This window comes from Novosphingobium mangrovisedimenti (assembly GCF_025153475.1).
Lineage (GTDB): Bacteria > Pseudomonadota > Alphaproteobacteria > Sphingomonadales > Sphingomonadaceae > Novosphingobium > Novosphingobium mangrovi_A.
This window is the reverse complement of sequence record NZ_JANZXA010000010.1, coordinates 111,855-126,520: the sequence shown is the minus strand read 5'-3', so window position 1 is coordinate 126,520 and position 14,666 is coordinate 111,855. Positions and strand designations below refer to the sequence as shown.

The following is a 14,666-nucleotide window of genomic DNA, read 5'->3' as shown; positions in this document are numbered from 1 at the left end:
GAATTGGGTGTCGCTGCCGGTGGTATTGCGACGTGCTTTGGTGGTGACCCCTACGAGAATCGAACTCGTGTTTCAGCCGTGAGAGGGCCGCGTCCTAGACCGCTAGACGAAGGGGCCGTTAAGCCATTTAGCGCGCTGCCGTGCCCGGCATCGGATGGTGACCCCTACGGGACTCGAACCCGTGTTTCAGCCGTGAAAGGGCCGCGTCCTAGACCGCTAGACGAAGGGGCCAATCCGATCAGTGCCGGAGGCAGGACCGGCCCTCTAGCGGTGGGTTGCGGGGGGGTCAAGCCCCTGCGGAAGATAATATCTCACTCGGCGAAGGCGGCATCGTCCACGTGAAGTTCTGCCTGCGGCCGGCTGCCCCAGTCATCGATCCTGGCGCGGCCCGCCAGCCACAGTCGCCGCCCCTGCGATGCATGGAGCAGGGCCTGCCCCATTTCGGTTTCCGCGGCGCGGAACGCCATGGCCTTGAAGCGGCCGCTATCCTGACCGCTCACGATCAGCCGTACGTGATCGGCACCGACGATATCGGCCTTGATGATGCGTACCGGTCCGACGGCGACGCGCGGGCCCGGCCAGCCCATGCCGAAGGGACCGGCGCTTTCGAGTGTTTCGACAAGCGCCGGTGTCAGGCCGCCCGGTGCAAGGGCTAGGTCGAGCAGCATGGCCTGATTCGCGCTGGCCCGGGAAATGTCGGCGGCAAGTTTCGAATCGAGCCACTCGGACAGGGCTTCGAGTTTGTCGGCCGTGATTGTCAGGCCTGCGGCCATGGCATGTCCGCCACCGCCGACCAGCAAGCCGGCCTCGCGTGCGGCGATGATCGCGGCGCCCAGGTCCACGCCCGTGATCGAGCGGCCCGAGCCCTTGCCGTGGCCCGCATCGTCGGCGTCGAGCGCGATGACGAGCGTCGGCTTGCTGGTCTTTTCCTTGATCCGTCCGGCGACGATGCCGATCACTCCGGGATGCCAGCCTTTTCCGGCGAGAACGAGCACCGCGCGGTTGTGCTGGCGCTCGATCTGCGCCTCGGCGGCTTCCTGCACGGCCTGCTCGATGGCTCGTCGTTCGTCGTTGAGGCGCGAGAGCTGGCTTGCGATCTCGCGCGCTTCCTCGGGGTCGGTAGTGGTGAGCAGGCGCACGCCGAGCGTCGATTCGCCCACGCGGCCACCGGCATTGATGCGCGGGCCCAGCGCGAACCCGAGATCCGAACAGGTCGGTGCGCGGTTGAGGCGGCTCGCGTCTATGAGGGCTGCCATGCCGATATTGTCGCGGCGGGCCATGACCTTGAGGCCCTGCGCCACCAGTGCCCGGTTGAGACCGTGCAGTGCGGCGACGTCGGCGACGGTGCCCAGGGCCACGAGATCGAGCAGGGCGAAGAGATCGGGTTCGGCGCGCGTCTCGAAATAGCCGCGCCGGCGAAGCGTCCGCACGGTCGCCACGGCCAGCAGGAAGGCGACGCCGACGGCGGCGAGGTGTCCGTGAGCGGCCGCCAGTTCGCCCTCGTCGAGCCGGTTCGGATTGACCAGAGCAGCGGCACGGGGAAGCTCGGGAGAGCACTTGTGATGGTCCACGACGATCACGTCGACGCCGGCCTCATGCGCCATCTGCAGCGCTTCATGTGCCATGGCGCCGCAGTCGACCGTGACGATCAGGCTCGACCCTTCGCCCGCGATCCGCACCAGCGCCTCGCCCGACGGACCGTATCCTTCGAGCAGGCGGTCGGGGATGTAGTAGCGTGCTTCGTGGCCGAGATGGCGCAGCAGCAGGATCAGCAGCGCCGCGCTGGTGGCACCGTCGACGTCGTAGTCGCCATAGATGGTGACCGTCTCGTTGGTCATGACCGCCTGGGCCAGCCGCTCGGCGGCGGCATCCATGTCGCGGAACTCGGACGGGTCCGGCAGGAAGGCGCGCAGCGAGGGAGAGCGGTGGCGCTCCAGATCCTCGCGCGCCACGCCGCGGGAGAGCAGCAACTGGGTGGCGATGTCGTCTTCCAGCCCCATCGGCCCTTCGGACAAGTCCATATTGCCGCCTCGCCATCGCCAGGATTTGCCGGACAGGGAGCGGTCGATGCCGAAAACGGAAGCGGGTCGCGAAGCCATGCTCTCCCGGTTAGACTACCCGCAGTCCGGCGAAAAGTGCGCGGGCCAACGAAGTTGAGGAGACCGGCCCCATGCTTGCGATCATCTGGCACAGCCGCACAGGTGCCTCCCGCGCCATGGCCGGGGCAGTCCATCAGGGCGCGGGCAATGCATCGCGCCTGATCGTCGCAAGCGATGCTTCCCCGCAGGATCTGCTCGACGCACGCGGTTATGTCTTCGTCTGCCCGGAAAACCTCGCCTCGATGTCGGGCATGATGAAGGAGATGTTCGACCGCTGCTATTATCCGCTGCTCGGCCGGATCGAAGGCAGAGCCTACGCCACCGCCATAGCCGCGGGATCGGACGGACACGGGGCGCAGGCGCAGATCGACCGTATTGTCACGGGGTGGCGCTTGCGGCGCGTCGCCGAGCCGCTGATCGTCAACATGGGTGCCCAGACGCCCGAGGAGATAATGGCGGAGAAGACCGTCCCGGAAAGGGAACTGGAGCGATGCCGCGAGCTGGGAATGGCCCTGGCCGAAGGCGTGTCGCTCGGAATTTTCTGAAATGGATTCATCTGCTCGCAAACAGACTCGACCTGCCGGGCCGAATAGTGCCTACTCACCGGCAGCCCGGCCGCCGGTCGAAAAACGGGAGCTGCCCGATCCATGGAACAAGGCGATTCTCTGAAACCGGGGATACTGCTGCTGTTTCCCGCCGGTTCGCGTCCGACAGCCGATGACATCGAACGCCTGCTGGCTGCACCCGAATCGGGCATTCCGGCCCGCGTGAGTCACCGCCCCGAAGCGGGCGAAGATTGGCTGGAGCTCCTGGTGAGCGGGCTGACGTTCGATCTCCGTGGACTGTCTCCAGCAGATCCGGTGCCCGGTACTGACGCGAGCCATGCCTACGGGTTCGCGGATGGGGCGCCACAAGGCGGACTGGAGGCCGTGCAGATCGTCGCTGGAAGGCATGTCGCGTCCGGCAGCGGGCTGGAGCCCGTGGTGCGCATGATGGTCAACCTTGCCGCGAACCTTGTGCTGCACCTGCCGGTGGCAGCGGTCGCCTGGCAGCCAGCGCACACCGTCATGGAGCCGCGCTATTTCTCGCGCATCGCCTTCAACTGGCTTTCCGGCGGTGCCTTTCCGGCACTGGGCCTGACCGCGCTGACGCCGGTCAGCGACGGAAGCGTCGCCAGCGCCGGCCTTTCGCATTTCATCGGTCAGGAAATGCATCTCGAGGGCCGCGAGGGAGAGCCGCAGGCGGACAGCGTGAAGCTTGCGATTCGTCTGATCGACTACTTCACGCGCCACGGCCCGCTGACGGAGCCGCTGACGATCGATGACGGGAGCGATGTCTTGCTGGCCGAACCGTCGCGGGCCGGGCGGCGGATCCGGATCTGGCGGGAGGAAGCCTGACGGCGGGACGGCGTCTGCGCGCGTATCTGGCATTTCGCGCGGTCAATCGCAGGGGGCTGCCCGATCACGATCCGGGATTGCAGCGCCATCATCTCCTGCCCCGGCAGATTCTGACGAAAGGCGCGTTTTCTCGGATGTTCGGGGAGATCGGAGGAACGCGTCGCAGGTTCAGCGATTTCCGCGAGAATGGTCTCCTGCTGCCATGTGAGGAGATGGCGGCGGCGCGTATGGGGATGCCGCTTCATCGCGGACCGCATAGGCACTACAGCGATCTCGTGTTCGAGCGGGTCGGTCAGATCGAGGCGACATGGGGCCGGGCGCGGATGCGGGACTGTGAAGGTGCGGCCGTGCAGGCGCACATGAGGTTGGACCTGTTGCAGTGCGCCTTGCGCCGGTTCCTGCTCGACAGCAGCAAGCGGCGGCTCGTGCTCAACCGGCGCGATCCGCTGCGCCGGGACATCGACTTCTCCGATCTCGACGCCGTCGCCGACGCTATGTGGGGTGCGACGGAGGCGGATCAGCCCATGCCGATGCGGCCGAGCAGCTCTTCCTTGGCGGACTGATACTGGGCCATCAGGGTCTCGACACGGCTGGCGACGGGCTGGACGGCGTCGATGGCGCCGATGCCCTGGCCCGAGCCCCAGATGTCCTTCCAGGCCTTGGCTTCCATGTTGCCGCCCGAGCCGAAGTTCATCTGGCTCTTGTCGCCTTCCGGCAGGTTGTCCGGGTCCATGCCGGCGGCGGCGATCGAGCCGCGCAGGTAATTGCCGTGCACGCCGGTGAACAGGTTGGAATAGACGATGTCGGACGCACTGCCTTCGACGATCGCCTGTTTGTAGCCGTCCACGGCATTGGCTTCGGTCGTGGCGATCCACGGCGTGCCGATATAGGCGAAGTCGGCGCCCATGGCCTGTGCGGCCAGGATCGAGCGGCCGCATGCAATGGAACCCGAAAGCGCCACCGGCCCATCGAACCACGCGCGGATTTCCTGCATCAGCGCGAAGGGAGATTGCGAACCGGCGTGCCCGCCCGCGCCGGCGGCCACCGCGATGAGGCCGTCAGCACCTTTTTCGATGGCCTTGCGGGCAAAGCTGTTGTCGATCACGTCATGCAGGACCATGCCGCCCCAGCCATGCACGGCGGCGTTGAGTTCCGCATTGGCGCCCAGCGAGGTGATCACCAGTGGCACTTTCCACTTTTCCAGCAGCTTGAGGTCTTCATCGAGCCGCTGGTTGGTCTTGTGGACGATCATGTTGACGGCGAACGGCGCCGCGCAGCCGCGCGTTTCCTCGGTAATGCGGTGCAGCCATTCGTCTAGCTGGCTCGCGGGCCGGGCATTGAGAGCCGGGAAGCTGCCGACGATTCCCGCCCGCACTTGCGCGATCACCAGATCCGGGGTGGAAACGATGAACATAGGCGATGCGATGACGGGTAGGCGCAAGTGCTGGAAAGGAACGGGCAGGGTCATGGAAAATCCGTTTAATCGCTCGATTAAACGGCGGCATAGAGCTGTGCGAAAGCGTTGTCGAGAGGCCGGGGCAACGCCACTGCGTTTCGCGTCTCGGCGGTGCGCAAATCGGGGTGACCTCTCGTTCGGGGCATGTAATAGACACCGCTGTCGACTAGTTTCCAGCCGGACACCGGCCCAGTGAGAGGATTATTCCATGTCTGAACAGACGCTCGATTGCAGTGATATCGACCAGTATCTCGGCAAGCCGATCGACTCTTCGCCGACCCGCGAGGCCATCGGTAACAACGATATTCGCCGCTGGGCCCAGGCGATGCACTACGCCAATCTGCTGCACTTCGATCCCGCCTATGCGGCCGAAAGCCGCTACGGCAAGCTGGTCGCCCCGCAGAGCTTCCCGATCGTGATCGACGATGGCCACGGCTCGGCTCCCGCCTGCGTGGGCAAGATCCCGGAATCGCACTTGCTCTTCGCCGGTGACGAATGGTGGTTCTACGACGTGAAGGTCCATGGCGGCGACACCATCAGCAACGAGCGCGTTCCCTTCGACTACACCGTCAAGAATACCGGTTTCGGCCCGACCTGCTTCCAGCGCGGGGACAATTTCTACCGCAACCAGAACGGCGAGCTGATTGCCAAGCAGCGCTCGACGGCGCTGCGCTACAGCGCGAAGGCGGGCGGCGAGAACGTCAACCCGGCTGATTTCGATGAGCCCGAATGGAGCGACGAGGAACTCGCGGCGCTGGAAGACCGCAAGTTCGCCTGGATCCAGATGCTGCACGACCTCGGCCACCAGGAGCGCTGGTGGGATGACGTGAACGTCGGTGACCAGCTTCCCGAGCGCGTCTTCGGTCCGCACACCATTGCCAGCTTCACCACCGAGTGGCGCGCCTACATGTTCACCACCTGGGGCACGCTCGACCGGCGCGAACTGGACCTTGAAGCCCTGGGATTCACCAAGGAAATGGCCGGGCACGAGAACGATCCGCACATGGAGCGCATCAATCCCGAGCTGACCGACGGCGCCTATTTCGGCCCCTCGCGCGGGCACTTGTTCCCCAAGTACGCCCGTAAGATCGGCATGCCGCGCGGCTATGGCTATGGCGCCTCGATGGGGGCCTGGGTGACCGACTACCTCGCGGGCTGGGCCGGTGAGCACGGCATGGTCGTGCATTCGACCGCCAACTATCGCGGTCCGGCGCTGACCGGCGACATCACCATCCAGACCGCCGAAGTGGTCGACAAGATGGTCGATGACGAGGGGCATCACCTCGTCCAGGTCAAGCACATGATGCAGAACCAGAAGGGTGTGAAGATGTGCATGGGCACGGCTGAGATCGCCCTGCCGAAGAAGGCGGGTTGATCGCCCGGTTCCTCCCCGTTGCAGCGCAATGGGGAGGATGTCCGCCCACCTGATCGAAGCGGGTGAGGAGGGGGCTAAAGCGTGATCATCTTACCTAGAATCATCATTGCGAGGCCCAAAGGGCCGTGGCCAATCCAGGGCGGCGCCATACCGCTCTAGATTGCTTCGCTTTGCTCGCAATGACGAGTGTTTTATCCAAAGGTGATCGCGCTCTAGTCCTCCATCCAGTCCTTGAAGAAGGCCTCGTTGGCTTCGCGCAGGGCGACGAGGTCGACATTGATGCCGCCATCGCGGGTTTCCGTGATGCCGCTGCCGCCGACAGCGCCGATGCAGACCGCGCCCGGGATCTCCACGCCCTTGGGGGCCGTGACGACGTAGCGCCCCTGATCCTCGCCGAAAGCTTCCGCCGCCGAGGCGATAGGATCGAGCAACGCGCCGCGGTTGCCCGCCAGCGCCATTTCCGCGATCGCGACGAGCAGGCCGCCGTCGCTGATGTCGTGCACGGCATTGACGGTGCCCGCCGCGATCAGCTCGCGCACCCTGGCACCGTTGGCGGCTTCCGCCTTGAGGTCGACCGCCGGTGCCTCGCCGGCTTCCTTGCCGGCAATCTCGCGCAACCAGAGCGACTGGCCAAGGTGCGTGCCCTTGCCGCCGATCACCCAGATCGCGTCGGTTTCCTGCTTGAAGGCGATCGTGGCCATCTTGTCGTGGTCGGCCAGAAGGCCGACACCGCCGATCGCCGGGGTCGGCAGAATCGCCGAGCCGCCGCCGGTCGCCTTCGATTCGTTGTAGAGCGAGACGTTGCCCGAGACGATCGGGTAGTCGAGCGCGCGGCAGGCATCGCCCATGCCGTTCAGGCAGCCCACGATCTGTGCCATGATCTGCGGGCGCTGCGGGTTGGCGAAGTTGAGGCAGTTGGTAATGGCGAGCGGTAGGCCGCCGACCGCGCTGATGTTGCGATAGGTCTCGGCCACCGCCTGCTTGCCGCCCTCGTAGGGATCGGCGTAGCAATAGCGCGGGCTGCAGTCGGTGCTGATCGCCAGCGCCTTTTGCGTGCCGTGGACGCGCACGACCGCCGCATCGCCGCCCGACTTCTGCATCGTGTCCGCGCCGACCTGGCTGTCGTACTGTTCCCAGATCCACTTGCGCGAGGCGAGATCGGGGCAGCCCATCAGCTTGACGAGGTCCGCGCCGAGATCGGTGCTTTCCGGCACGTCGCCGAGCGCGGGAACCGCGGCCCAGGCCTTGTATTCTTCCGGCGAGACGTAGGGACGCTCGTACTCCGGCGCATCGTCGGCCAGCGGGCCGAGCGGGATGTCGCAGACGACCTCGCCGTCGAATTCGAGCACCATGTGGCCGGTGTCGGTCACTTCGCCGATCACCGCGAAGTCCAGTTCCCACTTCGTGAAGATGGCTTCGGCCATGGCTTCCTTGCCGGGCTTGAGCACCATCAGCATGCGCTCCTGCGATTCGGAGAGCATCATCTCGTAAGGCGTCATCGCCTCTTCGCGGCAAGGCACCTTGTTCATGTCGAGCCGGATGCCCGCGCCGCCCTTGCTGGCCATTTCGACCGAGGAGGACGTCAGGCCCGCCGCGCCCATGTCCTGGATCGCGACGATGGCGTCGGTCGCCATGAGTTCGAGGCAGGCCTCGATCAGCAGCTTTTCGGTGAAGGGATCGCCCACCTGCACGGTCGGACGCTTTTCTTCCGAGTTCTCGTCGAAGTCGGCCGAGGCCATGGTGGCGCCGTGGATGCCGTCGCGGCCGGTCTTGGAGCCCACGTAGACGATGGGGTTCCCGAGGCCGGTGGCCGCGCAGTAGAAGATCTTGTCGGTATCGGCCACGCCCACGGTCATCGCGTTGACCAGGATGTTACCGTCATAGGCCTTGTGGAAATTGGTCTCGCCGCCGACGGTCGGCACGCCCACGCAGTTGCCGTAGCCGCCGATGCCCGCGACGACGCCCTGCACGAGGTGCTTCATCTTCGGGTGTTCGGGACGGCCGAAACGCAGCGCGTTCATGTTCGCGACCGGGCGCGCGCCCATGGTGAAGACGTCACGCAGGATGCCGCCAACGCCCGTTGCCGCGCCCTGGTAGGGCTCGATGTAGCTGGGGTGGTTGTGGCTCTCCATCTTGAAGATGGCGGCCTGTCCGTCGCCGATGTCGATCACGCCTGCGTTCTCGCCCGGGCCGCAGATGACCCATGGGGCCTCGGTCGGCAACTGCTTCAGGTGGAAGCGGCTCGACTTGTACGAGCAATGCTCGGACCACATGACCGAGAAGATACCGAGTTCCACGAGGTTGGGCTCGCGGCCCAGCGCATGCAGCACGCGCTCGTATTCTTCGGGGCTGAGGCCATGCGCCTCGACGACGTCAGGGGTGATTCCGCTCATGGCTTGGCGCCTTAGCCTCGTCCTCGCGCGGAGGCTAGCCTGCTCGGCAGGCTTGGGTGTTGATCCCCGAATTCTCAGGGTTCCACCTTGACCGTGCCCGGTGAGACCGCCATTGCTTCGCCATGGTCGAAGAGACAGAGAATATCGAGACCCTGAGCTTCGAGGATGCCTTGCGCGCGCTGGAAACCATCGTGCGCCAGCTCGAAAGCGGGGACGTGCCGCTGGAGGACTCGATTTCGCTTTATGAGAAGGGCGAAAAGCTTCGTCAGCATTGCCAGAAACGGCTGGATGCGGCGCAGGCGCGGATCGAACGGATCGTCACCGGTCCCGACGGCGCACCGGCCGGCACGCAGCCGTTCGACGCGCCGGACCGCTGAGTGGTGAGCGCCATCGGCGTGTCTGATGCCTTGCTGTCCGAAGGACTTGCCTGCATCGCGGGGGAGATCGACAGGGCCTTCGATGCGCTCCTGCCGGTGCCTGACGATGCGCGTGCGCGCCTGGTCGAGGCGATGCGCTATGCGGCGATCGGCGGTGGCAAGCGGCTGCGGCCGCTGCTGCTCACCGCGGTCGCGGACATGTACGGCGTCCAGCGCGAGGCGGCCGTTCGGGCTGGCATCGCGATCGAGGCGATTCACGTCTATTCGTTGATCCACGATGATCTGCCGTGCATGGACAACGATGCCATGCGCCACGGCAAGCCGACCCTGCACCTTGCCTATGACGAGGCAACGGCGGTGCTGGCCGGCGATTCGCTTCATGCCTTCGCGTTCGAGGTTCTGTCCGATCCGGCCACCAGCGCCGATCCCTTCACGCGTATCGAACTGGTGCAGACGCTTGGCCATGCGAGCGGCGCGCAGGGTATGGCAGGCGGGCAGATGATGGATCTGGTCGCAGAAACCAGCGAGTTCGACCTGCAGACGGTAACGCGACTGCAACAGCTCAAGACCGGCGCGCTGCTGGGCGCCGCGATCGAGATGGGTGCGATTCTGGGCCGCGTGGCGCCCGAGGGACGCACGCATCTGCGCGGCTATGCCCGCGACATCGGCCTGGCGTTCCAAATCGCGGACGATCTCATCGATCACGAGGGCGATCCCGAAGTGGCGGGCAAGGCCGTGGGCAAGGACGCCGAGGCCGGCAAGCAGACCTTCGTTTCGCTGCTGGGGCCCGATCGGGCCCGCGATCAGGCGCGAATGCTGGTGAATCAGGCCGTCGGTCATCTCGCGCAGCATGGGCGCGAAGCCGATCTCCTGCGCGCGGTGGCGCGCTACATCATCGAAAGGGACCATTGATGACGCAGGGGCAACGCATAGGCGTCTATCCTGGCACGTTCGATCCGATCACGCTGGGCCACGCCGACATCATCCGGCGCGGGGCCAAGCTGGTGGACAAGCTGATCATCGGCGTCACGACGAACATGTCGAAGAACCCGTTGTTCACGCCCGACGAGCGCATGGCCATGGTCGAGCGCGAAGTGGCAAGGCTCGGGATCGACAACGTGGAGGTCGTGGGCTTCAACGCGCTGCTCATGAAGTTCGCGCAGCGGCAGGGGGCCACGGTCATCATTCGCGGGCTGCGCGCCGTGGCCGATTTCGAGTACGAATACCAGATGGCCGGCATGAACCAGCAGCTCAACTCGAATATCGAGACGGTATTCCTGATGGCTGACGTCAGCCTGCAGCCGATCGCCTCCAAACTGGTCAAGGAAATCGCCATGTTCGGCGGCGAAATCGCGAAGTTCGTCAGCCCGACCGTGCGCGATGACGTGGTAGAGCGCATCGCCGCGAATGGTCTTCAGGGAGACTACTGAGGCCATTCGCGCTCAAATCATTCATTGTACCGACAGCGGGCGCGTTCTATCGCGCCATGCCATGGTTCGGACCCAGCTTGTGAGTATTCGATGAAGTTTCGCCTCCCGCTTACTGCCTTGATGCTGGGCGCCGCGCTCGCGGCCGGTCCTGCGTTCGCCAAGAAGAAGGAGCCCGTCGCTCCGCCTGCGACCGCGCTGCCGACCTTCACCGATCCCGACGTTGCGCACGATCCCGACGACGTTCTCTATCTCGATCTGTCGGATGGCGGGCGCGTGGGAATTCGCCTGATGCCCCAGTGGGCGCCCCACCATGTCGAGCGCATCAAGACGCTGGCCCGGGAAGGGTTTTACGACGGCCTCATCTTCCACCGCGTCATCGACGGCTTCATGGCGCAGACGGGCGATCCGACCGGCACCGGGCAGGGGGGCTCGAAGCTTCCCGATCTGGACGCCGAGTTCAATTCGATGCCGCACTTGCGCGGTACGGTCTCGATGGCGCGTACCAACGATCCGAACAGCGCCAACAGCCAGTTCTTCATCGTGTTCTACCCGCGCTTCGCGCTGGACCGGAAGTACACGGTGTTCGGTCGCGTGATCCTGGGCATGCAGTACGTCGACAAGATCGAGCGCGGCGAGCCGCCGGAAAAACCGACCAGGATCATTCAGGCCTCGCTCGCCTCGCAGCACAAGGCGCCGCCGGACTTTGCGGCCCTGAATGCGCCTGCCGCTCCCATCACGGCGGACCAGCTCAGCAATTCGCAGTCGAACTGACGGGCTCGCGCATTCGCGCATCCTGAGCTTGTCGAAGCGAGCGCCTTGCTCTAGCCCGCCGCGCCATGCGCGTTGACCTTTTCGACTTCGACCTGCCGCCCGAACGCATAGCCCTGCGCCCAGCACGGCCACGCGACGCGGCACGGCTGCTCGTGGTCGATGGCGACGCGCCTTTCGCGGACCGCCATGTGCGCGACCTGCCCGGCCTGCTGCGCAAGGGCGACGTGCTGGTGTTCAACGATACCCGCGTCATTCCCGCCCAGCTCGAAGGCAAGCGGGGCGAGGCGCGGATCGGCGCGACCTTGCACAAGCGCATGGATCTCAGGCGCTGGCAGGCCTTCGTGCGCAATGCCAAGCGTCTGAAACCCGGTGATCGCATCGCATTTCCGGCCGGTGTCACGGCGCTGGCCGAACAGCGGTACGAAGATGGCAGCTGGACCTTGCTGTTCGAGGGTGAGGAGCCGGTCGAAGTGCTTCTGGAGCGTGCGGGGCGCATGCCGCTGCCGCCTTACATTGCCGGCAAGCGCGAGACCGACGAAGCCGACGCCAGCGATTACCAGACCATGTTCGCGCGGGAAAAAGGGGCTGTCGCGGCGCCCACGGCGGCCCTGCATTTCACGCCCGAACTGGTGGAGAGGCTCGATGCCGCCGGGATCGCCAGCGAGACGCTGACGCTGCACGTCGGCGCGGGCACGTTTCTTCCGGTCAAGGCGGACGATACCGCCGATCACCGCATGCATGCGGAATGGGGCCGGATAGACCAGGCCACCGCCGATCGCCTCAACCAGGCACGCGCGGCGGGCGGTCGGCTGATCGCGGTTGGTACCACGTCGCTGCGCCTGCTCGAGAGCGCGGCCGGCGAGGACCGCGTGATCTGTCCCTTCGAAGGCGATACGTCGATCTTCATCACGCCGGGTTATCGTTTCAAGGCGATTGACGGGTTGATGACGAACTTCCACTTGCCCAAATCGACGCTGTTCATGCTGGTCAGCGCGCTGATGGGGCTCGAAAAGATGCAGGCGGTCTATGCCCATGCCATCGCCGGGGGCTATCGCTTCTACAGCTACGGCGATTCGAGTCTGCTGCTGCCATCGGAGGAACTATGAACATGAAGCGAGTTGCGGTTTTGCTGTGCGCGATGCTGGCATGGGGCTCCGGTTCGGCGCATGCGGTTGAGCCGTCAGCCGAAGTCAAGGCGCTGACGCCCGAAGCCGAGCAGCAACTCGCCGCGGAGCTCGGCCAGTGTTTCGCCCTGAAGTCGACGGGCGAAGACCGCCTTACCCTTGCCCGCTGGTTTGTCGCTGCGCTTGGCTCCGCGCCGCAGACGGCCGATGTCGCCAAGGTCGATCCGGCCCAGAAGGACAAGCTGGATCGTCAGGTCGCGGTCATCTTTACACGGCTGATGACGGTCGACTGCGCCGAACAATCCCGTCCCCTGTTCCAGGCGCGCAGCAGTGCCGGCTTTCGCGCGGCTGGTGGAACGCTTGGTCGCCTTGCCATGCAGGAGTTGATGGGCGATCCTAAAACGGCGTCGGCCATGCTGGGCGGCTATACCTCGTACCTGCGTGAAGAGGATTTTGCCGATCTGGTGAAATGACGCGATGGGCCCTTGGCACTGGGCATTTGCCATCCCATTGTGGGCCTCATGCAATCCATTCTCGAAATCAGTGGCCTGACGAAGACTTACGCGGGCGGCTTCACTGCGCTCAGGGGTGTGGACCTTTCGATCCGCAAGGGCGAGATATTTGCGCTTCTGGGCCCCAACGGCGCCGGCAAGACCACGTTGATCGGCGCGGTGTGCGGTCTGGTACGGCCGACTTCGGGCACGATCCATGCGTTCGGCGAGGACATGGCCACGCACTGGCGTTCGCTTCGCGCACGTATCGGCCTCGTCCCGCAGGAACTTGCGACCGACATGTTCGAGCCGGTGCTGCGTTCGGTCGGTCATTCGCGGGGGCTGTTCGGGCTGCCGCCGGACCCGGCCAAGATCGAGGAAATCCTCCGGGCGCTCAGTCTCTGGGACAAGCGGAACGATCAGATCAGGATGCTGTCGGGCGGGATGAAGCGCCGCGTGCTGATCGCCAAGGCGCTGGCGCACGATCCCGAACTGCTGTTCCTCGATGAGCCGACCGCGGGGGTCGATGTCGAACTGCGCCGCGACATGTGGCGCCAGATCGCGCTGCTGCGCGAGCGGGGGACGACGGTCATCCTGACCACGCACTACATCGAAGAGGCCGAGGAGATGGCGGACCGTGTCGGCGTCATCAACAAGGGCGAGATCCTGATGGTGGACGAAAAGCAGGCGATGATGGAGCGGCTCGGCCGGACCGAGGCGCTGATAACGCTCACGCAGCCGCTGGGCGACGTGCCCGATAGCCTTTCGGCCTTTCCGGTCTCGCTCGACAAGGACGGCACCGTGCTGTGCTATCGCGGCGGAGGCGGCGATGGGGACAGCGCGGGGACATCGGAAGTCGCCGAACTGACCAAGGCGCTGACGCGCGCGGGTATCGACTATTCAGCCATCGACATCCACGAATCGAGCCTCGAGGACATCTTCGTCGACCTGCTCGATGGAGGTGCGGCATGAGCCTGTTCAACGCACGCAGCGCCTGGACCATCTACAAGCGCGAACTCTTTCGCGCCTTTCGTACTGCGCTGCAGTCGATCATCGCGCCGGTCCTGACCACGACGCTTTATTTCGTGGTCTTTGGCGCCGCGATCGGCGGGCAGATGCAGGGGGGCATGGGCGGCGTGAACTACGGCGCGTTCATCGTTCCCGGCCTGCTGCTGCTGACGCTGCTGGGCGAGAGCACGTCCAACGCCAGCTTCGGCATCTACATGCCGCGCTTCACCGGCGCGATCTACGAGCTTCTGTCGGCTCCGGTCGGCGTCGCCGAAACGCTGGTCGGCTTTGTCGGCGCGGCGGCCACCAAGTCGCTCATCCTTGCGACGATCATTCTGGTGACGGCCAGCTTCTTCGTCGACTATTCGATTGCCCATCCGGTCTATGCCTTCGGCTATATCCTGCTGGTTTCGGCAAGCTTTTCACTGTTCGGCTTCATCCTCGGCATCTGGGCCGACAGCTTCGAGAAGCTGTCGGTCGTGCCCATGCTGATTCTGATGCCGCTGACGTTCCTGGGCGGAACCTTCTATTCGATCCAGGTCCTGCCGGAGCCGTGGCGCTCGGTGGCGATGGCCAATCCGGTGGTCTATCTCGTCAACGGCCTGCGCTGGACGTTTTACGGCAGTTCGGACGTCTCCATTGGCCTGTCGCTGGGGCTGACGCTGCTGTTCCTCGCAATTTGCGTGGCGCTCATCTCCTGGATCTTCCGGACCGGCTGGCGCCTGCGAGCATAACACGGTAATCG

15 protein-coding genes and 2 tRNA genes are annotated in these 14,666 nt (G+C 65.1%); 12 read left to right on the top strand and 5 right to left on the bottom strand.

Annotated elements, in window-relative coordinates; genetic code table 11:
• Positions 1 to 41 precede the first annotated feature (41 nt).
• The 3 genes from NZK81_RS15015 to recJ form a co-directional block, all read right to left on the bottom strand.
• Positions 42 to 117 (bottom strand) — tRNA-Glu (locus tag NZK81_RS15015).
• 38 nt (positions 118 to 155) lie between these two features.
• Positions 156 to 231: transfer RNA gene (locus tag NZK81_RS15010), tRNA-Glu, on the bottom strand.
• An 80-nt stretch (positions 232 to 311) separates the two neighbouring features.
• A complete protein-coding gene (recJ, locus tag NZK81_RS15005) occupies positions 312 to 2,099 on the bottom strand; it encodes a single-stranded-DNA-specific exonuclease RecJ (RefSeq protein WP_260046951.1) in 1,788 nt (595 codons plus the stop codon).
• A gap of 71 nt (positions 2,100 to 2,170) precedes the next feature.
• Here recJ and NZK81_RS15000 point away from each other — a divergent pair, with 71 nt between their 5' ends.
• The 3 genes from NZK81_RS15000 to NZK81_RS14990 all read left to right on the top strand — a co-directional run bounded on the left by NZK81_RS15000 (position 2,171) and on the right by NZK81_RS14990 (position 4,059).
• The gene (locus NZK81_RS15000) at positions 2,171 to 2,644 is read left to right on the top strand and encodes a flavodoxin family protein (RefSeq protein ID WP_260046950.1); all 474 of its coding nucleotides are present in this window, start codon (positions 2,171 to 2,173) and stop codon (positions 2,642 to 2,644) included.
• A gap of 102 nt (positions 2,645 to 2,746) precedes the next feature.
• A complete protein-coding gene (locus tag NZK81_RS14995; protein ID WP_260046949.1) occupies positions 2,747 to 3,496 on the top strand; it encodes a hypothetical protein in 750 nt (249 codons plus the stop codon).
• Positions 3,478 to 4,059: an AHH domain-containing protein gene (locus NZK81_RS14990; RefSeq protein WP_311202098.1), complete on the top strand. Its 582-nt coding sequence runs from the start codon at positions 3,478 to 3,480 to the stop codon at positions 4,057 to 4,059. Before NZK81_RS14995 ends, NZK81_RS14990 begins: the two co-directional genes overlap by 19 nt.
• On the opposite strand, the gene NZK81_RS14985 is transcribed toward NZK81_RS14990, so the two are convergent.
• Positions 4,014 to 4,964 carry an NAD(P)H-dependent flavin oxidoreductase gene (locus tag NZK81_RS14985; protein WP_260046948.1) on the bottom strand — a complete coding sequence of 317 codons (951 nt, stop codon included), beginning with the start codon at positions 4,962 to 4,964 and terminating at the stop codon, positions 4,014 to 4,016. The two genes, NZK81_RS14990 and NZK81_RS14985, sit on opposite strands and share 46 nt — an antisense overlap.
• Positions 4,965 to 5,160: 196 nt before the next feature.
• On the opposite strand from NZK81_RS14985, the gene NZK81_RS14980 reads away from it, so the two are divergent.
• A complete protein-coding gene (locus NZK81_RS14980; protein WP_260046947.1) occupies positions 5,161 to 6,327 on the top strand; it encodes an FAS1-like dehydratase domain-containing protein in 1,167 nt (388 codons plus the stop codon).
• 212 nt (positions 6,328 to 6,539) lie between these two features.
• Here the strand turns inward: NZK81_RS14980 and purL are convergent, their stop codons facing one another.
• On the bottom strand, positions 6,540 to 8,720 hold the full coding sequence (purL, locus tag NZK81_RS14975; protein ID WP_260046946.1) for a phosphoribosylformylglycinamidine synthase subunit PurL: 2,181 nt from the start codon (positions 8,718 to 8,720) through the stop codon (positions 6,540 to 6,542).
• 122 nt (positions 8,721 to 8,842) lie between these two features.
• On the opposite strand from purL, the gene NZK81_RS14970 reads away from it, so the two are divergent.
• From NZK81_RS14970 to NZK81_RS14935, 8 genes are all read left to right on the top strand, one after another.
• Complete coding sequence (locus NZK81_RS14970; protein WP_260046945.1) at positions 8,843 to 9,097, top strand: exodeoxyribonuclease VII small subunit; 255 nt, start codon at positions 8,843 to 8,845, stop codon at positions 9,095 to 9,097.
• 3 nt (positions 9,098 to 9,100) lie between these two features.
• Entirely contained in the window at positions 9,101 to 10,009 is a 909-nt protein-coding gene (locus tag NZK81_RS14965; RefSeq protein WP_260046960.1) for a polyprenyl synthetase family protein, read from the top strand.
• Positions 10,009 to 10,527, top strand: coding sequence for a pantetheine-phosphate adenylyltransferase (gene coaD / locus NZK81_RS14960; protein ID WP_260046944.1), 519 nt, complete (start codon positions 10,009 to 10,011; stop codon positions 10,525 to 10,527). The genes NZK81_RS14965 and coaD overlap by 1 nt, the downstream gene beginning before the upstream one ends.
• Positions 10,528 to 10,617: 90 nt before the next feature.
• Positions 10,618 to 11,298, top strand: coding sequence for a peptidylprolyl isomerase (locus tag NZK81_RS14955; RefSeq protein ID WP_260046943.1), 681 nt, complete (start codon positions 10,618 to 10,620; stop codon positions 11,296 to 11,298).
• Positions 11,299 to 11,363: 65 nt separating this feature from the next.
• Entirely contained in the window at positions 11,364 to 12,404 is a 1,041-nt protein-coding gene (gene queA, locus NZK81_RS14950; protein WP_260046942.1) for a tRNA preQ1(34) S-adenosylmethionine ribosyltransferase-isomerase QueA, read from the top strand.
• Between the two features lie 2 nt (positions 12,405 to 12,406).
• Complete coding sequence (locus NZK81_RS14945; protein WP_260046941.1) at positions 12,407 to 12,895, top strand: hypothetical protein; 489 nt, start codon at positions 12,407 to 12,409, stop codon at positions 12,893 to 12,895.
• A 48-nt stretch (positions 12,896 to 12,943) separates the two neighbouring features.
• Positions 12,944 to 13,885, top strand: a complete 942-nt coding sequence (locus tag NZK81_RS14940; RefSeq protein ID WP_260046940.1) for an ABC transporter ATP-binding protein — start codon at positions 12,944 to 12,946, stop codon at positions 13,883 to 13,885.
• Entirely contained in the window at positions 13,882 to 14,655 is a 774-nt protein-coding gene (locus tag NZK81_RS14935) for an ABC transporter permease (RefSeq protein ID WP_260046939.1), read from the top strand. Before NZK81_RS14940 ends, NZK81_RS14935 begins: the two co-directional genes overlap by 4 nt.
• The last annotated feature ends 11 nt before the right edge of the window (positions 14,656 to 14,666 follow it).